21 protein-coding genes and 1 pseudogene are annotated in these 20,287 nt (G+C 50.0%); 11 read left to right on the plus strand and 11 right to left on the minus strand.

Translation table 11 applies throughout. The features are described 5' to 3' along the window. Window positions 1–829: 829 nt before the first annotated feature. Window positions 830–1,525 (minus strand): Crp/Fnr family transcriptional regulator, encoded by a 696-nt coding sequence (locus J7E21_RS10980; protein WP_215107550.1) that lies wholly within the window; start codon window positions 1,523–1,525, stop codon window positions 830–832. A 178-nt stretch (window positions 1,526–1,703) separates the two neighbouring features. Here J7E21_RS10980 and J7E21_RS10985 point away from each other — a divergent pair, with 178 nt between their 5' ends. Next, window positions 1,704–2,168, plus strand: coding sequence for a universal stress protein (locus J7E21_RS10985; protein WP_215107552.1), 465 nt, complete (start codon window positions 1,704–1,706; stop codon window positions 2,166–2,168). Window positions 2,169–2,228: 60 nt separating this feature from the next. Here J7E21_RS10985 and J7E21_RS10990 read toward each other — a convergent pair whose 3' ends face one another. After that, window positions 2,229–3,278, minus strand: coding sequence for a M14 family zinc carboxypeptidase (locus J7E21_RS10990; protein ID WP_215107554.1), 1,050 nt, complete (start codon window positions 3,276–3,278; stop codon window positions 2,229–2,231). Between the two features lie 406 nt (window positions 3,279–3,684). On the opposite strand from J7E21_RS10990, the gene J7E21_RS10995 reads away from it, so the two are divergent. From J7E21_RS10995 to J7E21_RS11010, 4 genes are all read left to right on the plus strand, one after another. After that, entirely contained in the window at window positions 3,685–5,004 is a 1,320-nt protein-coding gene (locus J7E21_RS10995; RefSeq protein WP_215107556.1) for a murein hydrolase activator EnvC family protein, read from the plus strand. A gap of 340 nt (window positions 5,005–5,344) precedes the next feature. After that, a complete protein-coding gene (locus J7E21_RS11000; RefSeq protein ID WP_215107561.1) occupies window positions 5,345–5,659 on the plus strand; it encodes a hypothetical protein in 315 nt (104 codons plus the stop codon). Continuing rightward, the gene (locus tag J7E21_RS11005; RefSeq protein ID WP_215107562.1) at window positions 5,656–5,934 is read left to right on the plus strand and encodes a hypothetical protein; all 279 of its coding nucleotides are present in this window, start codon (window positions 5,656–5,658) and stop codon (window positions 5,932–5,934) included. Before J7E21_RS11000 ends, J7E21_RS11005 begins: the two co-directional genes overlap by 4 nt. A 23-nt stretch (window positions 5,935–5,957) precedes the next feature. Beyond that, window positions 5,958–6,212: a hypothetical protein gene (locus tag J7E21_RS11010; RefSeq protein ID WP_215107564.1), complete on the plus strand. Its 255-nt coding sequence runs from the start codon at window positions 5,958–5,960 to the stop codon at window positions 6,210–6,212. Window positions 6,213–6,266: 54 nt separating this feature from the next. Here J7E21_RS11010 and panB read toward each other — a convergent pair whose 3' ends face one another. The 7 genes from panB to J7E21_RS16425 all read right to left on the minus strand — a co-directional run bounded on the left by panB (window position 6,267) and on the right by J7E21_RS16425 (window position 11,449). Then, complete coding sequence (gene panB, locus J7E21_RS11015; RefSeq protein WP_215107741.1) at window positions 6,267–7,103, minus strand: 3-methyl-2-oxobutanoate hydroxymethyltransferase; 837 nt, start codon at window positions 7,101–7,103, stop codon at window positions 6,267–6,269. Window positions 7,104–7,348: 245 nt separating this feature from the next. Next, window positions 7,349–7,933, minus strand: a complete 585-nt coding sequence (locus J7E21_RS11020) for a GNAT family N-acetyltransferase (protein ID WP_215107566.1) — start codon at window positions 7,931–7,933, stop codon at window positions 7,349–7,351. Further along, window positions 7,914–8,447: a GNAT family N-acetyltransferase gene (locus J7E21_RS11025; protein ID WP_215107568.1), complete on the minus strand. Its 534-nt coding sequence runs from the start codon at window positions 8,445–8,447 to the stop codon at window positions 7,914–7,916. Before J7E21_RS11025 ends, J7E21_RS11020 begins: the two co-directional genes overlap by 20 nt. Before the next feature lie 51 nt (window positions 8,448–8,498). After that, entirely contained in the window at window positions 8,499–8,951 is a 453-nt protein-coding gene (locus J7E21_RS11030) for a hypothetical protein (protein WP_215107570.1), read from the minus strand. A 41-nt stretch (window positions 8,952–8,992) separates the two neighbouring features. Beyond that, entirely contained in the window at window positions 8,993–9,457 is a 465-nt protein-coding gene (locus J7E21_RS11035) for a DUF4181 domain-containing protein (protein WP_215107577.1), read from the minus strand. A gap of 115 nt (window positions 9,458–9,572) precedes the next feature. Next, on the minus strand, window positions 9,573–11,102 hold the full coding sequence (locus J7E21_RS11040; RefSeq protein ID WP_215107579.1) for a gluconokinase: 1,530 nt from the start codon (window positions 11,100–11,102) through the stop codon (window positions 9,573–9,575). 5 nt (window positions 11,103–11,107) lie between these two features. Further along, the gene (locus J7E21_RS16425) at window positions 11,108–11,449 is read right to left on the minus strand and encodes an NAD(P)-binding domain-containing protein (RefSeq protein WP_215107587.1); all 342 of its coding nucleotides are present in this window, start codon (window positions 11,447–11,449) and stop codon (window positions 11,108–11,110) included. A gap of 158 nt (window positions 11,450–11,607) precedes the next feature. On the opposite strand from J7E21_RS16425, the gene J7E21_RS11050 reads away from it, so the two are divergent. The 4 genes from J7E21_RS11050 to J7E21_RS11065 all read left to right on the plus strand — a co-directional run bounded on the left by J7E21_RS11050 (window position 11,608) and on the right by J7E21_RS11065 (window position 16,788). Further along, on the plus strand, window positions 11,608–12,837 hold the full coding sequence (locus J7E21_RS11050; protein ID WP_215107589.1) for a dicarboxylate/amino acid:cation symporter: 1,230 nt from the start codon (window positions 11,608–11,610) through the stop codon (window positions 12,835–12,837). An 83-nt stretch (window positions 12,838–12,920) separates the two neighbouring features. Then, on the plus strand, window positions 12,921–13,259 hold the full coding sequence (locus J7E21_RS11055) for a heme oxygenase (protein WP_215107591.1): 339 nt from the start codon (window positions 12,921–12,923) through the stop codon (window positions 13,257–13,259). A 115-nt stretch (window positions 13,260–13,374) separates the two neighbouring features. Next, a complete protein-coding gene (locus J7E21_RS11060) occupies window positions 13,375–15,015 on the plus strand; it encodes a diguanylate cyclase domain-containing protein (RefSeq protein ID WP_215107600.1) in 1,641 nt (546 codons plus the stop codon). A gap of 576 nt (window positions 15,016–15,591) precedes the next feature. Then, window positions 15,592–16,788: an MFS transporter gene (locus J7E21_RS11065; protein WP_215107602.1), complete on the plus strand. Its 1,197-nt coding sequence runs from the start codon at window positions 15,592–15,594 to the stop codon at window positions 16,786–16,788. Between the two features lie 56 nt (window positions 16,789–16,844). Here the strand turns inward: J7E21_RS11065 and J7E21_RS11070 are convergent. After that, window positions 16,845–17,258 (minus strand): annotated as a pseudogene (locus tag J7E21_RS11070) (cupin domain-containing protein); the annotation flags it as partial. Window positions 17,259–17,333: 75 nt separating this feature from the next. Then, window positions 17,334–18,383 carry an NAD(P)/FAD-dependent oxidoreductase gene (locus J7E21_RS11075; protein WP_215107605.1) on the minus strand — a complete coding sequence of 350 codons (1,050 nt, stop codon included), beginning with the start codon at window positions 18,381–18,383 and terminating at the stop codon, window positions 17,334–17,336. A gap of 154 nt (window positions 18,384–18,537) precedes the next feature. Between J7E21_RS11075 and J7E21_RS11080 the strand changes: the two genes are divergently transcribed. Further along, window positions 18,538–19,329, plus strand: a complete 792-nt coding sequence (locus J7E21_RS11080; protein WP_215107606.1) for an ABC transporter ATP-binding protein — start codon at window positions 18,538–18,540, stop codon at window positions 19,327–19,329. A gap of 7 nt (window positions 19,330–19,336) precedes the next feature. Next, complete coding sequence (locus J7E21_RS11085; RefSeq protein WP_215107608.1) at window positions 19,337–20,269, plus strand: iron-hydroxamate ABC transporter substrate-binding protein; 933 nt, start codon at window positions 19,337–19,339, stop codon at window positions 20,267–20,269. Window positions 20,270–20,287 lie beyond the last annotated feature (18 nt).

Below are 20,287 nucleotides of genomic sequence, written 5' to 3' on the forward strand. Positions count from 1 at the left end.
CTTCGGCTCACCCTTGACGCGGGCCGGCTGTTGGATTTCATTGAGTTGAATGCATCAAGAAAGCTGGTTGCTTCTATAGAATGCATCCGCTGGTTGGGGAAATTGCTTCCTTAGTGTTTTTCATCAATTGCAATGACTTGGAATTGTTATGCGGAAATGAATCTGTGTTTGTTGGTTCGTCACTTTAGCATTCGCCGACCTGCTCTGGGTTGGCCTCCCGCAATGAGCCAGAAACCCGCTGTCTCATTGCTTCGGCTCACCCTTGGCGCGGGCCGGCTGTTGGATTTCATTGAGTTGAATGCATCAAGAAAGCTGGTTGCTTCTATAGAATGCATCCGCTGGTTGGGGAAATCGCTTCCTTAGTGGTATAGAGCGGTGGAAAACGAGATGGAATCTGCGTGCAAAAATGTGCCGATAATCGTTTGAAGCATCACAAATCGTTTCGCAGTCTCGCTAGGGTGGAGCTTCTGCGGTTAGAAAGGCTATTGAATACAGCAACTCAACTTCACCCTCATCAATATGTCAGCGTGCCTTTCGAGTTTCATTATTAGAGAACTATACATGTTTAGTTGCTGATTCGCGGGGATGGAGAAAATGTTCACTACTACAGTTAGAGATGGAGCGGAAGGGGCCGACGCCTGGGGGACCGAGGGGGACTGGCGAGACAAATGTGGCGCGCCCTTTGCGGCACATTGGCTCGACGCCGGCCCCCGGCAAGCGTGCCCCTGCAGCGCAACCTCGTATACCACAATTGGTCTAGATAGTATTTACCCACCAATCTATATTCTGCCCAAAATAAAAAGACTGCCGTTACGGCAGTCTTCTAAAATCAGTCGATTTTGCATAGATAAATCGGGCATTCTTCGCAATTGATGTCGAATCTCAGTTTCGGGATATTATATAGAATAATCTTGCCGTCCTGCATGCCGATGGTACCTTGTTTGCGCAAATCGCCAAGCATCCGGTTGACCATTTCCCGGCTCATTCCGCAGAAATTCGCCAGCTCCTGATTCGTCGGCGCGACATCAATCAATAAGCCGCCTTCCGCCTCTACGCCGTAGCTGTTGCCAAAGCGGATCAAAGTCGAATACAAAGCTCCTTTTTTGCCATGCAGCATCAAGTCACGGAAACGGGTTTGCGTCTTCTGTTGATCGATGCCCATCCATTTCATGAATGCCATCGCAAGCGCCGGATTTTTCTCCAGCGATTGCTCCAACTCCTCAACGGGAATCTTCAAACAGACAGTTTTCATGAGTGCGCGGGCATCGAGTAAATACGTCGCGCCTTCTGCGAACACCGTGATTTCCCCGACCATCTGCCCCGAGCCGCAAATTTTCAATGCCAATTCGCGGCCGTCGGGGGTCACTTTGCCGATTTGCACTCTACCGGAACGAAGGATATAGAGGCCTTTCACCGCCTCCCCTTCACGGAAAAGGTAATCGCCTTTTTGGTATTCCTTTACGTGGTGGCTGATCGTCAATAGCTTTTCAAGCTCCGGCGACAGCTTGTCGATTTCTGATTCCATTCGGGGTCCTCCTTCCTCTATGCTTGTTGTATTTGTCATCAAGCGTACCATAAAATTTGGTGAATTTGGTTGGGTTTTCACAATACTGCCGCAGTTCATACGAAATTTTCTGAAAAAAAAGAAGGAAGTCCAGCCCATCGTATAGAAATGGTAAGTAGTATAGAAGGAGGAATGGACAATGACATTGAAATATTCCCGAATTATGGTGGCAGTGGATGGTTCGAAAGAAGCCGAGTGGGCGTTTAGAAAAGCTGCAGCTGCAGCTGCCCGCAACAACGCTGACCTCTACCTCATACATGTTATCGATAACCGCTCTTTCGGATCGATCGAAGCATATGACCGCTCCATCGCAGAACGCGCACTTAAACACGGTGAAGAACTGCTTGCTCGCTATAAAGAAGAGGCAGCTTCCCACGGTGTGGAAAAAATCCATCCGATGATTGAATACGGTTCGCCGAAAACAGTCATCCCGAAAAAATTGGCGAATGAACTGAAAATCGACGTCATCGTTTGTGGCGCAACCGGTTTGAATGCAGCGGAACGTTTGATCATGGGGAGCGTATCCGAGCGCATTGTGCGCACGGCTAAATGCGACGTGCTCGTCGTCCGCCGAAACCAAGAAGACATCGACGCAGACGAATAGAAAAGATCTGCTATAAGAAAAGCCTTTCCCGACTAAAGCGGGAAAGGCTTTTCTTCGTCTTTATTCAGATGTTCGGGTTTGCTGGAATGCCAGTGTGTCCCAGAACGAAGTATCCGCCGTGTCGATCGAGCCGTCCGCAATCGCGCGCACAGTCGATTCCAAAGTTGTAACGGTTTGCTTGATCAAATAGCCGTTACTCTTCTGCCCAAGGACATAAGACTCGTAGTAGTGGTCGGACATGCCGCGCATTTCGAACAAAAGCGTCGAGATGCCGTATTCTACTGCGATGCCGTTTCGGCTGATCGTTTCCGCATTACCGCCATTATATTTGCCGAGGTGGCCCCAGCCTTTGGAATCGATTGCGTCAAAGACGATCGATCCAAGCTTTTTGGATCCTTCGAGTACATCCTCATCGACATTTGGACTCGTCGGGTAAAGAATCGATCCGGAAACCAATTCGCCATCGCGCTCGCTATTCGCGCCTTGATGGTGCAAGTCGATCATGTAGTCGATGTCGTATTTGCTCATGACATTTGTGTGCAATGCTTTTGTTTCCGGCTGGATCTTTGTCACGTGGTCGCGGTTCAAATCCACTCCGACTGCGTTAAGGCGTGTCAAATTGCGGTCGCCGGACGCTACGTAATCATCCAGTGAAAAGTCGACATCTCCCATCGCTCCGTCCGGGTTGAGCATCGGCACAATCAGGATGTTGACGTTATCGGTTACGCCTTTCATTTTTCCGGTGCCGAGATGTTTGATAAATTCAAGCGCCCCTTCTGTCGTCAGCTGCTCGTTGCCGTGCTGCTGCGTCAAGAAAAGAATCGTCGGGTTTTCCGGATTGGTCATATATTTCACTAAGTAAAGGTCGCGCCCCTTGACACTTTCCCCGATCACCTCGAGTTCCATGTTCTGCTGCTTCGCTTCCTGCTTTTGCAGATAGTCGGCCATTTCCGAGTAGGTTGTCAAAATGGACGTGTTGATCGTTTCGTTCCCGCCAAAGCCTGGCCCGTTACCGACCGCTTCAACGACAGTAGAGTTCATCGGTACGGCGCTAAAGACCAGTGCTCCCGCCAGTGATAATGTTAGTGCACATTTTTTTAATGCTTCCATCAATCCATCACTCCTTTTAGTGGTTTCCACACCCCTATTTCCTTTTATGTACTTGTCCTTCCTGCCGTTTTTCTGAAAACGTTTCCTTCGTAATGCGAAATAATCACTCAATCCAGACCACAGACCTAACTGAATAAAATGAAAACATTAATTATTCCGCAAAAACATTACTTTCTCCTTATAAAACATTACATTTAAACACCTAATGTTTCGCTTATGACAAAGAAGAAGAAAATTTGATAAGAAACTGTAATAAACAATAGGTTTATGAGGTGGTACAATAAATTTGCTGGATTTTTACCGGCTTTTTTCATGCCTTCAGCAATGTCTTTATAACTGTAAAAAATAATTTTCATATAAATCTACAATAATAATAGTTAGGGAATTTCGAAAGGAGCAAATCACATTGAATACATGGTCCAAATGGCTTGTGGCGGCATTATCTGCTGTTCTGGCGTTATCCATCTTCTTGCCGACAGCAAGTGCTGATAAATTGTCCGACCTCGAAAAGGAAAAACAACAGGTCGAGCAAAATAAGAACAACTTGAATTCCGAAATACAGTCAAAAAATAATGCAATCGTCGAGAACCAGACGGAACTCGAGAAAATCATGAACAAAATTCAGGAATTGAACGGTGAAATCGAAGAAACTCAAGGAAAAATCGATGCGGCTCAAGCCCAGATCGACCAAACGAAAGTCGAGATCGATAAACTGAAAGAATCAATTAAAGAGCTCGAGCGCAAAATCGCTGAGCGCGAAGAGCTTTTGAAAGAGCGGGCACGCGCCATTCAACTAAGCGGCGGTTCCGTTGATTATATTGATGTATTGCTAGGCGCCAACAGCTTTGTCGATTTGATCGACCGTGCTACAGCCGTGAATACATTGATTGAAGCTGACCGCGATATCATGCGCGAACAAGCAGCTGACAAAGAGCTTTTGGCTGAACAAAAAGCAAAAGTGGAAGAAAAACTTGCAACACAAGAAGACCAAAAAGACGAACTCGTGGACTTGAAGAATTCCTTGGATGCTCAGAAAGAAGAGCAAAGCGATTTGCAGGATGATTTGAAAGCAGAACAAAAACGCCTCGCAAAAGAAAAGTCCACTCTTGAAAAAGAACATGCAAAAGCAATGAACATCAGTTCTTCATTGGAAAAGAAAATCGGCAAAGAACAAGCACGACTTGCAGAAGTCGCACGTAAAGCAGAAAAAGAGCGCAAGCGCAAAGAAGCGGCAGCACGTAAGGCAGCAGCACAAAAAGCAGCAGCGTCCAGCGCTTCTTCCGTATCTGTCACACAAGCGGCAGCACCACAATCAAGCTCAGGCTTTATCCGCCCGGCGGCAGGCCGTTATACGTCCGGCTTTGGTGGGCGTGATATCGGTGCAGGAGCCGAGTCCCACTTGGGAATGGACATCGCCAACAGCCCAGGCACACCGATCCTCGCTTCAGCGAGCGGTTACGTAACACATGCCGGTTCAATGGGCGGCTACGGCAACGTCATCATCTTGACCCACTCGATGAATGGCCAAACATATTCGACAGTGTATGCCCACCTGAATACGATCGGTGTTTCTGTCGGACAAGCAGTTTCACAAGGCCAGAACATCGGCGGTATGGGCAACACAGGACGTTCAACCGGACCTCACTTGCACTTTGAAATCCACATTGGCCCATGGAACGGATCCCGTTCAAACGCAGTCAACCCAGCAGCATATATCGGCGGCTGATCGAAACCGCCTCTTATAGAAAGGCAGCACCTAGAGTCTTAGATCAGACTCTGGGTGCTGCTTTTTTGTTTGCTTACATTGTGAATGAAGGTGTTAATTTCTTCCTTTTTTGTGATAGACTGAACGGAATAGACAGATAATTCATCTCTAGATATTCTGCAAAACCATTTCGCTTTTTTGGCATTGCTGTTTTTATTGCTGGGCATTCAATATTTTCAAGCAAACCGAAAGTTTGCAGGTGCGTTTCTGAGTTTGCTTTGTTTTGCGGCCGTGCTGGTCATCTTCACGAGTTTCTAAGCATTTATGCTTTATCGACTTCATAGACGAAAGGAATGAAGAGATGAGAACATTTTTGGAGTTTTTCCGCATCGTTGCTATTTTAATCATGTTAGGGGCAGGCGGCGGAATGATTTTAGCAAGCCTTTATTCGAGTGATTCGGGAACTGAACCGTATACGTGGCTCGGCGGCATTGCCGTTCTCTTGCTGATTTTTGTGCTGTACCGCAATAAACTGCAATTCTCCGGCTGGTATAAGGGAAAAGGCCGTGACAAACTGCCGCGCACCGTCACGATTCTATTGCTTTCCGCTTCTTTACTTCTGCTAGTTTCTCCATTTATTTTTAGCGCTTTATTCAGTGCAGGAGCAATCGAATGAAACAAAAACTGCTGTCTACATTATCTTTCTTACTATTCCTCGCACTGCTGATTCCGCTCGCCTATTCCTCCAGTCGGTTCGGGACTTCTCTATTAGAAGGAGTGACCGCGCTCGGCTTTTACTCGCCGCTGATGTTGGCTGTCATCGGGTTCGCGGCTGCCGCATTCGGTATGAAAGGTGTCTATCGCATGCTACTCATGAACGGCCACGGAATTCTCTTCGTGCTCTATGCTGTTTTGCTGTTCGTCACCCGGTTCGGCTTTCAGCAGCCATAAGGAATAGGATTGGAGGCGATGACATGATACTGATTTTAGCTGCTTATATAGCCTTGTTAAGTGTTGCTGTAAAAATGTTCTCCGGAGACAAGCGTCACCGGTGGAATCAGTCCGGCTATTTCACTGCATTTTTACTGCCGTTTCTCATATATGTTGTCTTCCTCAATATCATCGGCCCTATGGTCGGTTCCGGAATCGGGGTCGCTTTCATCGGCCTGATTTTCGGAATCGCCACATTGATTATCGGTTATACTTCCAAAGCTGTTCATGATAGTTAAAAAGAGGGACTGTCCTTAAGGCCATGAAATGGCTTTTAAGGACAATCCCTCTTTTTATTTCGATCCGCCGTATAATTGCTCGAGCTCTTCTTCTTTCATCGTAAAGTGGTGTTGTTCTGCTGGGAACACGCCCGTTTTCACTTCTTGGACGTATTGCTCAAGACCTTGCTTCATCGCATCACCCGCTTCTGCGTAGGAACGGACGAATTTCGGTACGTGATGCGAACCGTATTTCACCGTGTCATGGTAGACGAGCACTTGGCCATCGGTTTCGCTGCCTGCACCGATGCCGATGACCGGGATGCTGAGTTCTTTTGTCACTTGTGTGGCCAGTTGATGCGGTATGCATTCAAGCACGAGCATGCATGCGCCTGCCACTTCGCACGCTTTTGCGTCTTCGATCAATTGCTTCGCAGCGCTTGCGGTTTTTCCTTGCACTTTGTAACCGCCGAGCACAGCCGCGCTTTGCGGCAACAAGCCGAGATGTGCAACGACTGGAATGCCGGTCTCGGTGAGCTTGCGCGTCACTTCAATTACGTCTCCTGCGCCTTCAAGCTTTACGGCCTGTGCGCCGGTTTCCTGGAATATCCGGATGGCATGACCGAGCGTCCGGTCAAAGCCGCCGTGGAACGAACCGAACGGCATATCGACGACGAGGAACGTGTCCTGTGCGCCGCGCCGTGCCGCTTTGCCGTGGTGAATCATGTCATCGACGGTCACTTTGACGGTCGAATCATAGCCGAGCACAACCATGCCGAGCGAATCACCGACCAGCAGCACATCGACCCCGGCGGCTTCTGCAATGCTTGCAGACGGGTAATCGTACGCCGTCAACATCGCGATTTTGTTTCCTTGTTTTTTCATTTTCATCAATGAGGCTGTATTTTCCATCATTTTCTCCTTCCGGGAAGGAAACCTTTGAAAAAAGCCCGCCGCTTTTGAATGGACGGACAGAATTTGAATGCTTCGGTTTCTCCGTCCCTGTCGTATTTCAGATCAAGGCAGATCTATTCGGTTGGTGAAGATTGTGCAGGTGCAGTTCCGGTAGGATACCGCCCTAGTTTTACTATAGCAGAACCCCCCATTAGCAGTAAGCGCCTGCACATCCGTTTCGCTCATGTCGTGTGCTGAAAAGTTCATAGCGCGTCACCATTTTTCGGGCGTCGTTTTTCGGATTGCTGCTGTTGCCATTCCGGGGCGAGCAGCGAAAAGACCAGTGCGTCGTGCGACTCGCCGCCCTGATGCAAATACCCGCGGAGCCGCCCTTCTTGCGCGAACCCCATCTTCACCAGCAGCCTGTTCGAACCGGTATTCTCTGGATATGTGGTAGCACCGATACGGTATAAGCCGAGCTCATCGAACGCGTAAGCAAGCACCGCCGCCAACGCTTCTTCCATTACTCCTTGGCGCCAGTAATCAGGATGCAGTTCATAGCCGACTTCGGTTTTCTTCGAGCGCAAGTGAAGCTGGTTCAGCCCGATGGTGCCGATCAATTCTTCGCCCCCGTGCAACCGGATGCCCCAGCGCATGCCGCGCATCACTTCGAACACCACGCGAAAAGCGCGGATCATCTCGACCGCTTCTTCTTTTTCCAGCAGCCGGTCCATGCCGTAATAAAAGGTCACATCTTTCCGCTGCAACAAAGCGTAATAGCATTCCGCATCCTGCTCTGTAATTTCCGTCAATCTCAGGCGTTGTGTCTCAAGTATTGGAAACTCCATGCCACCTCTCCTTTGTTAGCACATATACAAGCACGGATTGCCCGCCTCGCATTAGTTTTTTCTCACAGGTCATGCCAATCGCTTCCGCCACTTTGCGGGAAGCCGAATTTTCGGGTTGGATCAGTGAAATCAGCCGATTGCGCCCGTGCTCCCCGAACCCTTCCTGACACAAAACGGCCGCCGCCTCCCGCGCATAACCCAGACCCCAAAATTCCGGCGCGAGCCAATAGCCGACTTCAAGCTCCTTTGTCCCGTCCACGGTTTGCTCGACGAGCCCCGCATGCCCGATGCGCTTACCGTCTTCTTTTCGGACGAGCAGCAACAGGCCATTGCGCGGATGTTCCCGGTACGAGCGGTAAATCCAATAGAGAAACTCCAGCGCGAGATGGCGATTTTTCGTTGTGCCGTCTCCAATATAGCGCATGACATCCGGCTGCTTCACGAGCGAGAAAAGAAATTCAAAATCCTCGTCACGATAACGGCGCAACAGCAATCGCTCGCTTTCCAGCTTCATCTTCACTGCCCCTTCCAAGCGTTTCACGTGAAACATTTTCTAAAATTCAAATTACCGTAAACGGTTGCTGTCAAGTTTTTCCACCGTTTCATAGTTTTTGGATTTGCGGATTTTCACCTTATTCCGTTCCGCAAATTGCACCAATTCGCTATACAACTCGTCCGGAAACAACGCAAAACGCAGGTCGATTCCTTTTTTCACACGGACGATCGCCACTTTCGCTGTCCAATTGCTGCGCTTGAAATCAATGCGCCGGACTTCATCCGCATACACCGTTTTATAGTAAAGCGGCACACTCCACCATTCGACACGGTAGACGATATTGTCTCTGCGGACCTTTACGTGTGCTTTGATAAATAAAGCCAGCACAATCAAGACGGAGATAAACAGTTGAAAATACAGCGCAAACCCGGTCGGGAATGAACCGAGAAAAAGCGGAGGCAAATTGACCGCCAATAACATGAAGACAATCAGCCAGCGCTGTACTTTTCCTTGATGAACCATTCGCTCTCCTCCTTTTTCATTTCATTTTACGGTCGATTGGTTTAATCGTCCTTAAAAAATATTTCGATAAATTCCGGGAAAAATGCAACGGCGCACGTAAACACAATGACCAGCCCAGTCGGCATCTGTATTAATGTAAATTTATAATCATTCGGATTATCGGAATGCTTTTTTTCCATATGAGCGGTGAACAGCTCCTGAATTCCCCCGATGACCATCATCACTGCCAAAGGAACCCAAGGGCCTTGTTCAAAAAATGTAAAAAGCGCTACGAGGGAGATTGCTGCTCCTCCCCAGCGGAAATACCCATCCACTTTCTGGTGGCGGTCATTGACGTAATTCGAAGAATCCGAAAAGAACTTCTTGCGCTCAACCCTCAAAATCTTCCGCAGCATCCAATTCACGACAAAGATGGCGACACCGGTGACAACTAAAAACCCGGCCAATTCCCACATCCAATTGGTTGGCGCTAAATAGTAGCCCACCATTCCGTCCATCCTGTTCATTCCCTCACCCCTGACCGATAGCCTTTGCTCTACTCGCTAAGAATCTTCTATACATACGACTATCGTATCATGAGTTTTTGGGAAATTATAGAATATTTTTTAATTTTTCTGATAATCATCCATCAATAGCATCGTCTTGATCGGTTGCGTGGCGGCGCTGGAATTCATCGATTTCCGCATAGCCTTCTTGCAGAAGCCTGCCGGCACCCAAATAAATCGTCATCAATTCCCGGTACACCTTCGCCGCAGCAGCATCCGGCTCGTGCCGGTAGACTTCCGCTTCCGGCCAATCGCTTTCCCCGAGTTCCTGCAGTTCACCCATAGCATAACGCCCAAGCAATACGGCACCAAGGCAGCCGCTTTCGATTTGTTTCGGAAAATTCACCGGCACGCCGACAATGTCCGCGAGCATTTGGCGCCAAATGGGGGACCTGGAAAAGCCGCCGGACGCTTGAATATGATTGGTTTTGCCGGTCAACAATTCCACCGTCAACAGCACTTCGTGTAAATTGAACAAAACACCCTCTAAAGCGGCCCGGATGAGATGCGCTTTCGTGTGATGGATGCTCAGCCCAAAATACGAACCGCGCGCCGAAGCGTTCCAGAGCGGCGCACGCTCCCCCGTCAAATACGGATGGAACAATAAGCCGTCCGCGCCAGGCGGAACGGGACGCGCCAGTTCCACCAATTGTTCGTAGGACGTGTCGCTGTCGCCGAAGACATCTATCAGCCATCCTAAGACGAGTCCGCCATTATTGACCGGACCGCCGACCAAGAACTGATGCGGGCTGATTGCATAGCAAAAGGTGCGTCCAAGTGGATCGAGCACCGGTTGATTCGTTATCGTCCGCACCGCGCCGCTCGTGCCGATTGTGACCGCTAGCGTCCCTTTTCGCGCAGCACCGAGTCCGATATTCGACAGCGCTCCATCACTCCCTCCAACGATCACACAGGTGCCGACCGGGATTCCCATCGCCTCGGCGAGACGCAGATCCATGCCCGTCAAACTGTGCGTAACCGGGACGATATGCGGCAACTGATCACGGGTGATGCCGACAATCTCGAGTGCTTGTTCTTCCCAGTCCCGTGTCAGCGGATTAAAGAGGCCCGTTGCGCTGGCGAGCGATTCGTCGATGAGCCAAACGCCGAACAAGCGGTGGAGCAGGTAGCTTTTCAAATCGATGAATTTCGCCGTCTTGTCAAACAAATCAGGCTGGTCTTGCTTGAGCCAAAGGATTTTCGTCAGCGGCGACATCGCGTGGATCGGCGTGCCGGTTTTGCGGTACAGCCCGCCGTGTGCCGAGCGGATTTCCGCAGCCGCTTTCTGGCTCCTCGTATCTGCCCAAGTGATGCATTTCGTCAGCAAATCGCCGTGTTCGTCGACGGCGATGACGCTGTGCATGGCGGCGGAGAACGACAGAAAGCGCAGTTCGACATCGCCGGCTTTCTCTACTGCTTCTTGAATCGTTTCCATTAGCGCATGGAAAATTTTTGGTGGATCCACTTCGGCAGTGAACGGATTTGGGGTGTCGAGCGGGTACGAGCGATGCGCTTGTGAGAGCAGCTGGCCGCCGGCGCCGTAGATCACTGCTTTGGTCGAGGACGTGCCGACATCGACACCCAAATAAGCGATCGGCCGGTTCATCGCGCTCACTCCTTCTCCGTGTTCGCTTCTATGGCATGTCCCCTGAATTCACGGCGCATCGCCGCAACCACTTTGCCGGAGAAGCTGTCCACTTCACGCGACCGGTCGCGCATCATGAGCGACATGGCGATGACCGGCGCCGGCACTTCCAGTTCGAGCACGGTCTCCACCGTCCAGCGCCCTTCACCGGATGCATGCATGACGCCTTTAATCTCGTCCAACATGACCGCTTGCATCGAATCTCCTGCTGTATAGGCGTCATAGCCGATTACTTTATAGCCGTGATCCGTTAAATTGTGCTTAAGATTGCTGTCCATTTTTCCTAGTCCTATCAGTCCACTCTGCATAACCGATACCTCCTATCTTCTGTCCGCTATGTTCGTCGCGCGTGTCCCGTTCTCCTGCCAAGTTCCGTTCTTTGACAAAACAAAAAGCTTACGCTATCGTAATAAAGTCAAACCCGACTAAGTTTATAAGGTTTTTAAAAAATATACAGGAGGCGCTTATGAAAACTCTTTGGAAATCTTATGCAAATACATCCCTTATCGTAAAAATCACCATCGCGCTCATCCTTGGCGTCACCGCAGGACTCGTGTTCGGCGAACAGACCGCGGTGCTTGCGCCACTCGGTGATCTATTGCTGCGGCTCCTGACCTTCCTGATCGTGCCGCTGATTTTTCTGACGCTGATTGTCGGCATCAACCAGTCGCGTATCGGCGACCTTGGCCGCATGGGCGGGAAAGTGTTTCTGTTTTATACGCTAAGCTCCGCATTCGCCATCGTCGTCGGCTTATCGGTCGCGAGCATCTTCCAGCCGGGATCCGGCATGCAGCTCGACGGATCGGAAACTTTCGACGTACCGGAAAACCCCGGCTTCACCAGTGTTCTCTTGAACATTGTCCCGTCGAATATCATCGCGGCATTTAGTGAGATGAATTTGCTCGGCATCATCTTCACTGCATTCGCATTCGGCATCGCGCTTTCTTATATGAGAAGCTCTGCGGAATTTAGCGAGCTCGGCAATCATTTGATGAAAACCGTGAACGCTTTAAACGAAGCAACATTGCTCGTCTTACGAGCCATTCTTCAATACGTGCCGATCGGCATTTTCGCCATCATGGCGGAGACGGTCGGTTCACAGGGAATGGCTACGCTCGTATCACTCGGCGGCATGGTCGTCGTTCTTTATATCGCCATCGCAGTCCAGATTGCGATTTACACAGTGGCGATGCTGCTGTTCAAAGTCAATCCGCTGACTTTCTTTAAACATGCACGTACGCCGATGCTGACGGCATTTGTCACACAAAGCAGCTCCGGCACTTTGCCGTTGACGCTTGAAGCGGCGCGCGGCCTCGGCATACCGAAAAGCTTGTACGGCTTCAGCCTGCCGCTCGGCGCGACGATCAATATGGACGGCGCGGCAATCCGCATCGCCGTTTCTGCCATTTTCGCCGCCAATATTATCGGTGACCCGCTGAGCTTGTCCGAAATGTTCCTAGTCGTCCTAATCGGCACACTCGCAACCGTCGGCACCGCCGGCATTCCGGGTGCTGGAATCGTCATGATCGCCACTGTCTTCGTCCAACTCGGATTGCCGATGGAAGCGGTCGCCCTCCTAACTGCGATCGATGCGCTAGTCGGCATGGGCGCCACGATGCTCAACGTCACAGGCGATTTGGCCGGCTCGAAGTTGATCGACCAAAGCGAAAAACGCCGTCGCTCGGCAAATGCTTGATCCGCCTCTATACGGACAAAGTGCGGATCCTTGTGATACAGTGGGAGTATCTCGTATCCCACCAAAAAAGGAGACATGCTCATATGTATATCGTTACGAACCGCATTAAAATGAAACCGGGCTTTGCTGAAAAGATGGCCCCGAACTTCACCCGTCCCGGCGCATTGCAGGAAATGGAAGGCTTCCATAAAGTTGAAGTGACCATCACGCAAAACCTGGAAGAATTCGATGAATTGAATGTCAATATGTATTGGGAAAATTTAGAAAACTATGAAGCGTGGAAAACGAGCGATGTTTTCAAACAAGCGCACAAACGCCCGGAAGCTGACGCTGATGCAGGCGAAGAGAAAAAAGAATCGCCAATGCTCGGCAGTGAGCTTGTCATCACTAAGATTGCTTCGGTCATCGAAGCAGCAAAATAACGAACAACAGGCAGCTTTTGCTGCCTGTTTCTTTTTGCCTTCATTCACCTTTTATACAGGACTTTTGATATAATTGCCATATTCGTTAAAAATGCCTGTTTCGGAAGGAATTCATATGAAACCATTATCACTTAGAAATTATTGGGGCCTCATATTCGCTGTCTTCATCCTGCTGTTTGCGGCCGTTCTCAGCCTCCTCGTGTCCGAAGTGAGCACAAGCCGACTGAAGGAAGAACGCGGCAACGCGCTGTCGAGTACAGCATTCCAGATGAAAGACCGCTTGGATCAATACATGTGGGGACGTTATAGTGAAATCAAAACCTTCGGGGAAATCGAAGAACTCGAACTTACCGCAGTGCCGGAAGAAAGACGTGCTAAAATCGAGTTGCTGCAAAAGCAAGTCCCTGCTTTTTCCTGGATCGGCATTACCGATTCAGCAGGCACCCTCATTGCTTCGACCAATGAAATGCTCGAGGGGATGGACCTATCGGAGCGGCCGGTTTACACTGAAGCCCGAAAATCCGACTTTATCGGCGATGTCCACGAAGCCCTCCTATTGGCCGAACTGCTGCCGAACCCTGGCGGCCGTAATCTTGAATTTATCGACATCAGCGTGCCGATCATTTACCCGAATGGTTCATTCGGCGGCGTAGTCGCGGCTCATTTGAGCTGGGTCTGGGCAGAAGAAGTCATGGAGTTCGTGCTGCGGCCGCTGAACGGCAGTGAAAATGAACTCGAAGTGTTCGTGCTGAGCCCCCGTGACCACCGCGTCATTTTAGGTCCCGAAGAGTATCTCGGCAACAAGCTTTCCAACGATTCCTTTTCACTTGCACAAGGAACGACTGCCGGCTGGGTGTTGGAAGAATGGCCGGACGGCGAATCGTATTTGACCGGCTATACCGGCAGCGACACCAATTGGGATTATCCCGCCTTGGAATGGACTGTGCTTGTCCGCCAGCCGGAAGATACTGCCTTCGCCACAGCTCGCGATTTGAGCCGTTTGATCATGCTCAGCGGATTGGCCAGTGCGCTTCTTTTCGCAATATGCGGCTGGCTTGTCGCCGGACGCATTTCACGTCCGTTGAATGATATTTCCCTAAAGGCGAAAGCTTTCCGTAAAGGACAAGAGCTGAACTTGCCGAAAAATACCGGCGTCCGCGAAATCGAGGACTTGTCGAATTCGTTGGAAAGCCTTGTCGCAACGCTCGGAATGACGGAATCCGACTTGGTGCGCATGCAGGATTTGGCGCAGCGCGACCCATTGACCGGTCTGCCGAACCGCATCGCACTAGAGGAGGCCGCTGACCGAATGATGAAAAAAACGCAGATAGAAAAAGAAAAGTTGGCGTTTTTCTATTTGGATTTGGATGGCTTCAAGAAGGCTAACGATACGTTAGGGCATTTGGCGGGCGATCATGTGCTGCAGAAAGTGGCGGACCGGCTGATAGCGGAACTACCTAAGGGTGCATTCATTTCCAGAATCGGCGGCGATGAGTTTGTGTTGTTGTCCCCTTGCTCAAGCTTTGGCGAAACCCAGACACGCAAATTGGCGGATCGGCTGATCGAAAAATTGAGCATGCCGATTACGGTGGAGGCCGGACACGTAAAGCTCGGCTGCAGTATCGGAATTTCGATTTACCCGGATGATGCGGAGAATTTGTATACGCTGTTGTCGTATGCGGATGCAGCATTGTACGTGTCGAAAGAAAACGGCAAGAACCGGATGACCTTTTATGGGGATATTGCTTCGGGGTGAAAGTGAATTATAATCATTAAATTAAAAAGTGTGTGCCTGGAGATTATGCTACAGTGGCACGCTTTCCGGAGGGCTCGCGGAGTCGGCCACTTCCGCTCCATCTCTAGTTTTTAAGTAGAAATAAGTTTCATCATTTCTTTAAGTTATAATAGAGGGAATGAGCCCGTTGCTAAATCACCAGTAACGACTCATTTTCAAGCCCTCATTCCCCTTTATGTGTCCAGTTACAGTCATGCGCATCGAATAGAAGACGACACTAATTCACTGTCCCCTACCTACCAGCGAAATGTAAAAGCCGCCTCGCGCTTACGGGTGAAGCGAAGTAGTAAAACAGCTGGTCTTCCTGGCTTACTACGAAAGCTCAACCCCAAGCGAGGCGGCGGATTGATTGATGATGAAAAGAATAACCGCGTTACTTTAAAACACCAAAACTCCAGCTGCCAGCACACGGCGCCGCCTATTTCGCGGGCGCTTTTTACATACCATTATTGGACGATACCCCCGCCTTCTGCTACGGTTAACAGATAGATATATTACATACAGATCTATTTTTATGCTTTTAAAGGAGTCTTACATTTGAGTAACAATAAACCTAAATTGTGGACGCGGGACTTTATCGGCGTCTCGATTGTCCACTTTCTGTTGCTGCTGGTCTTTTATTTATTGATTGTGACGATGGCCGTGTACGCTGTAGATGAATACGGGGCTTCGACAAGTGAAGCTGGACTGGTGACCGGGATTTTCATCTTGGGTGCCTTGGCCGGACGCCTCGTCATCGGCCGCACACTCGATATGATTGGACGCAAGCGGGCGCTCATGCTCGGTTCTGCTTTGTTCGTCGGGATGACCGCGCTGTATTTTCTGCCGCTCGGCTTGCCGTTTTTGATGCTCAACCGCTTTTTGCACGGCGCCACACTCGGCATTGCGAGCACGGCCGCTGGGACGATCGCCGCGCAAATCATTCCGCATTCGCGTAAAGGTGAAGGCATCGGCTATTTCAGCATGAGTTCAACGCTTGGCGCTGCGTTCGGCCCGTTTATCGGGTTGATGATGAGCCAGTGGACGAGCTATAACATGATTTTCGCCGTTTGTACGGTGATCGCGCTGTCCGCGCTCATCCTCAGTCGCTTCGTCCAAGTGCCACCGGTGGAAAAACCGCCAGTCAGCGACCAGAAAAGCGGTTTCCGCCTTTCCAATTATTTGGAGGCGAACGCAGTGCCAATCGCCATCGTGATGTTTTTGGTGGCGCTCAGCTATTCGAGCGTGCTGTCGTTCATCAATTTCTATGCCAATGACAAAGGGCTGGTGGAAGCGGCGAGTTTCTTCTTCTTAGTGTATGCTATCGTCATTCTGCTGACACGTCCTTTCACCGGGCGGATTATGGATCTTTATGGCGCCAATTACATTATGTATCCGGCTTTGGTATCGCTCGCCGCCGGGTTGCTGCTATTGAGCAGTGCTGATTCGAGCTGGAGCTTATTGTTCGCCGGGGCTTTGATCGGACTCGGGTTCGGCAATATGCAATCGACGACGCAAGCGGTCGCCATCAAGTTGACGCCTCCCCACCGCATGGGACTCGCGACGTCGACATTTTTTGTTGCGATGGACGGCGGCCTCGGCGTCGGGCCTTATGTGCTCGGCTTCATCATTCCGTTCACCGGATACAGTGCGCTTTACGGCTTGCTCGGGCTTGTCGTTTTCGCGCTGATTGTGCCGTATTATTTCCTCCACGGAAAAAAGGAGCGGGCTCAGCGCTCCGCTTCTGCCCATTGATTTGATTCATAGAAAAGACCGGACGACAAATTGTCGTCCGGTCTTTGTTTTATATTTTATTCTTCTTCCGCTGCATCCGCTTGTGCTTTTGTTTCGTGCACGGTGCTATGCGGATGTTCAGGCGGTGCATAGATGGAATAGATTTTCAGCGGCTTGTCGCCCGTATTCGTGACGTTATGCCATTTGCCTGCGGGGATGAGGATGGCGTAATCGTCTTCCGCTTTTTCTTCGAAGCTTAAGTTGTCTTTGCTGTCTCCCATTTGCACGAGGCCTTTTCCTTCTTCGATGCGAAGAAACTGATCGCCATGTTCATGGACTTCGAGGCCGATGTCATCGCCTGCTGCGATGCTCATCAATGTCACTTGCAAGTTTTTCCCGGTCCAAAGAGCTGTCCGGAAAGTGTCGTTTTGTTTTGTCGCTTCCTCGATATTGACGACAAAGGATTCGGCGCCGTAATCTTTTAATTCCATTTCTATTCCTCCTCCGATTTATTGTACTGTTCTGCTTCTTCTCTACCCTTGAAGCATCAGCCGTAAACAAACCGGTCAGTGCAGCGCTTTCTGTTTCAGCGCCTGGTTGCGTGAGTTGAAAACATCATTATGGGACGACACCATCGCGCTGCGCGCAGCGTCCGGATCGATGAATTGCTTCGCTTTATTGACTGCATTGGCGGCATCTGTGAACGTGCCGGCGATCAAATTAAGCTTGCCTTCGTGCTGCAGGATGTCCCCTGCCGCAAACAATCCGGGAACGGTCGTTTCGCTTGCCGGGGTTCCTTTAATATAGAAGCCTTCCGAAATCGCCAAATCGAGCGGACTGTTTTCCACGAGGCTCGCATCGCGCTCATAACCGTGGTTGATGACGAGCTGATCGACCGCCAGCATACGCCGTTCACCCGTTTTTTGGTTCATGACTTCCACCAGTTCCACGCGGTCTCCTGCGTCCGATGCAACGAGTCTTGTGATGCCTGAGTCGAGCAGGCATTCGGAGTGGCCTTCGAGCAGTTGGCGCACTTGCGCTTCGTGGCCGGTCATTTCGGATTTACGGTGGACGACGTAGACTTTTTCTGCGATCGGCTCGAGTTCATTCGCCCAGTCGACCGCTGAATTGCCGCCGCCTGAAATGAGGACGGTACTGCCGCGGAAGCGTTCAAGTGTTTTGACCGTATAATTGAGGTTCGCCACTTCGAATCGTTCGGCTCCCTCGATTTGGAGTTTTTGCGGTTTCAGGATACCGCCGCCGACAGCGACGATGACCGATTTCGAGTAATGGATTTCTCCGGATGCACAGGCGAGCACGAACAAGCCGTCTTCGTTTTTGGCCATGCTTCCGACTTTTTCACCTAAGCAGACGGTCGGCTCGAAGGTCAAGCCTTGTTCGACCAATTGGGTGATGAGCTGTTCGCAGCGTATTGGCGTCTGTCCGCCGACGTCCCAAATCATTTTTTCCGGATAGACGTGAAGTTTGCCGCCAAGGCGCGGCTGAAACTCGATGATTTTCGTTTTCATGCCCCGAAGGCCACTGTAAAAAGCGGAATACAAGCCGGCTGGACCTCCCCCGATGATGGTTACGTCATAAATGTCGTGATTGGCCATTATTTCCATCCCCGTTCTATAGTAATTCTGATTGACAATGATTCTCAATAGCTTTATAGTATTCATTGTAATGAAATTGATAATCATTATCAATACATATTATTTTTTATTTTTCGGCTGCAAAAATACATTTTCCAGAAAAGGAGGGCTGCCGATGGGACGGCTTTTTACCGAAAACCTGGAAGTCAGCTACGGCGAACGGAAAATCGTCAAAGGCTTGTCCCTGTCGATTCCTGATAAAAGAATAACCGCCATTATCGGCCCGAACGGCTGCGGTAAATCGACGTTTTTAAAAGCGATGACGCGCGTCATCCCGCATGAAGCCGGCTCGGTCATTCTCGACGGCCAGCTAATTGCTGAAGAGAAAACAAAGCAATTGGCGAAGAAAATGGCGATTCTCCCCCAGTCACCGGAAAATTCGTCCGGACTGACCGTTGGTGAGATCGTATCCTATGGCCGCTTCCCTTACCAAAAGGGATTCGGCAAGCTGAGTGCACGGGATTACGAGATGATCGACTGGGCACTCAATGTGACCGGCACGCAGTTTTTCAAATACCACCCCGTCGATGCATTATCGGGCGGCCAGCGACAGCGCGTCTGGATTGCAATGGCACTCGCACAGGAAACGGAAATGATTTTCCTCGACGAGCCGACTACGTACCTCGATATGGCGCATCAGTTGGAAATTTTGGAGCTGCTTCAGCAAATGAACGCAGACGAAGAGCGCACCATCGTCATGGTGCTGCACGATTTGAATCATGCCGCCCGCTTCGCCGACCATATCGTCGCGATGAAAGACGGCCAGATCATCAAGGCGGGCTCTCCAGAACAAGTGATTGTACCGGATGTGCTGCGGGAAGTGTTCCGCATCGACGCGGAAATCGGCCTGGACCCGCGCACGCAAAAACCGATTTGCCTCACATACAATTTAATTAAAGGAGCTTGACCTGATCATGAAAAAACTCATCGTATTGTCTATCGCCTTACTTATTATGCTGGCGCTTGCCGCCTGCGGTTCTACAGAAGAAGAAACAACGGAAGAAAACGGCGGTGCGGAAGGAACTGAACGCGCAGCTGACACAATCCAATACGAATCTGAAAACGGCACGGTTGAAGTTCCTGCAGATCCACAACGCGTCCTTGTTCTGGCTTACGGTGGCAACGTCATGGCACTTGATGTCCCTCTTGTCGGTATTGACGCTTGGTCAATCGATAACCCAAACTATCAGGATCATTTAGAAGGCGTTGAAGAAGTATCAGAAGAAAACCTGGAGAAAATCATCGAATTGGACCCAGATTTGATTATCGGTTATTCTACCATTGCAAACATTGACAAACTCGAACAAATTGCTCCAACTGTAACCTACACTTACGGAAAAGTTGACTATTTGACACAGCATGTAGAAATTGGAAAATTACTTAATAAAGAAGAAGAAGCACAAAACTGGGTGGACGATTTCAAAGAGCGCGCACAAGCGGCTGGAGAAGAAGTCCGCGCTGAAATCGGCGAAGATGCGACCGTATCGGTCATCGAGAACTTTGACAAGCAATTGTATGTATTCGGCGATAACTGGGGCCGAGGAACTGAAATCCTATATCAGGAAATGAAGTTGAAAATGCCTGAAAAAGTCGAAGAAATGGCACTTGCTGACGGTTTCTATGCCTTATCACAAGAAGTTTTGCCTGAATACATGGGCGACTATGTAATCTTCAGCAAAGACTCCGAGCAGGACAATTCATTCCAAGAAACTGCGCTTTTCCAGAACACACCAGCTGTTGAAAACGACCGTGTGTTTGAAGTCGATGCGAAGAAATTCTATTTCAACGATCCAATTTCACTCGACTACCAACTTGATTACTTCCAAGAAAAATTCCTTGGCCAATAATACCAAAGGGGATTCTGC

Source organism: Planococcus sp. ISL-109 (assembly GCF_018613655.1).
GTDB lineage: Bacteria > Bacillota > Bacilli > Bacillales_A > Planococcaceae > Planococcus.

Excerpts from the sequence above, each read along its gene's own strand:
- J7E21_RS10980 (WP_215107550.1), bottom strand. The coding sequence starts at position 1,525 with ATGGAATCAGAAATCGACAAGCTGTCGCCGGAGCTTGAAAAGCTATTG.
- J7E21_RS10985 (WP_215107552.1), top strand. The coding sequence starts at position 1,704 with ATGACATTGAAATATTCCCGAATTATGGTGGCAGTGGATGGTTCGAAA.
- J7E21_RS10990 (WP_215107554.1), bottom strand. The coding sequence starts at position 3,278 with ATGGAAGCATTAAAAAAATGTGCACTAACATTATCACTGGCGGGAGCA.
- J7E21_RS11000 (WP_215107561.1), top strand. The coding sequence starts at position 5,345 with ATGAGAACATTTTTGGAGTTTTTCCGCATCGTTGCTATTTTAATCATG.
- J7E21_RS11005 (WP_215107562.1), top strand. The coding sequence starts at position 5,656 with ATGAAACAAAAACTGCTGTCTACATTATCTTTCTTACTATTCCTCGCA.
- J7E21_RS11010 (WP_215107564.1), top strand. The coding sequence starts at position 5,958 with ATGATACTGATTTTAGCTGCTTATATAGCCTTGTTAAGTGTTGCTGTA.
- panB (WP_215107741.1), bottom strand. The coding sequence starts at position 7,103 with ATGGAAAATACAGCCTCATTGATGAAAATGAAAAAACAAGGAAACAAA.
- J7E21_RS11020 (WP_215107566.1), bottom strand. The coding sequence starts at position 7,933 with ATGGAGTTTCCAATACTTGAGACACAACGCCTGAGATTGACGGAAATT.
- J7E21_RS11025 (WP_215107568.1), bottom strand. The coding sequence starts at position 8,447 with ATGAAGCTGGAAAGCGAGCGATTGCTGTTGCGCCGTTATCGTGACGAG.
- J7E21_RS11030 (WP_215107570.1), bottom strand. The coding sequence starts at position 8,951 with ATGGTTCATCAAGGAAAAGTACAGCGCTGGCTGATTGTCTTCATGTTA.
- J7E21_RS11035 (WP_215107577.1), bottom strand. The coding sequence starts at position 9,457 with ATGAACAGGATGGACGGAATGGTGGGCTACTATTTAGCGCCAACCAAT.
- J7E21_RS11040 (WP_215107579.1), bottom strand. The coding sequence starts at position 11,102 with ATGAACCGGCCGATCGCTTATTTGGGTGTCGATGTCGGCACGTCCTCG.
- J7E21_RS16425 (WP_215107587.1), bottom strand. The coding sequence starts at position 11,449 with ATGCAGAGTGGACTGATAGGACTAGGAAAAATGGACAGCAATCTTAAG.
- J7E21_RS11050 (WP_215107589.1), top strand. The coding sequence starts at position 11,608 with ATGAAAACTCTTTGGAAATCTTATGCAAATACATCCCTTATCGTAAAA.
- J7E21_RS11055 (WP_215107591.1), top strand. The coding sequence starts at position 12,921 with ATGTATATCGTTACGAACCGCATTAAAATGAAACCGGGCTTTGCTGAA.
- J7E21_RS11060 (WP_215107600.1), top strand. The coding sequence starts at position 13,375 with ATGAAACCATTATCACTTAGAAATTATTGGGGCCTCATATTCGCTGTC.
- J7E21_RS11075 (WP_215107605.1), bottom strand. The coding sequence starts at position 18,383 with ATGGCCAATCACGACATTTATGACGTAACCATCATCGGGGGAGGTCCA.
- J7E21_RS11080 (WP_215107606.1), top strand. The coding sequence starts at position 18,538 with ATGGGACGGCTTTTTACCGAAAACCTGGAAGTCAGCTACGGCGAACGG.
- J7E21_RS11085 (WP_215107608.1), top strand. The coding sequence starts at position 19,337 with ATGAAAAAACTCATCGTATTGTCTATCGCCTTACTTATTATGCTGGCG.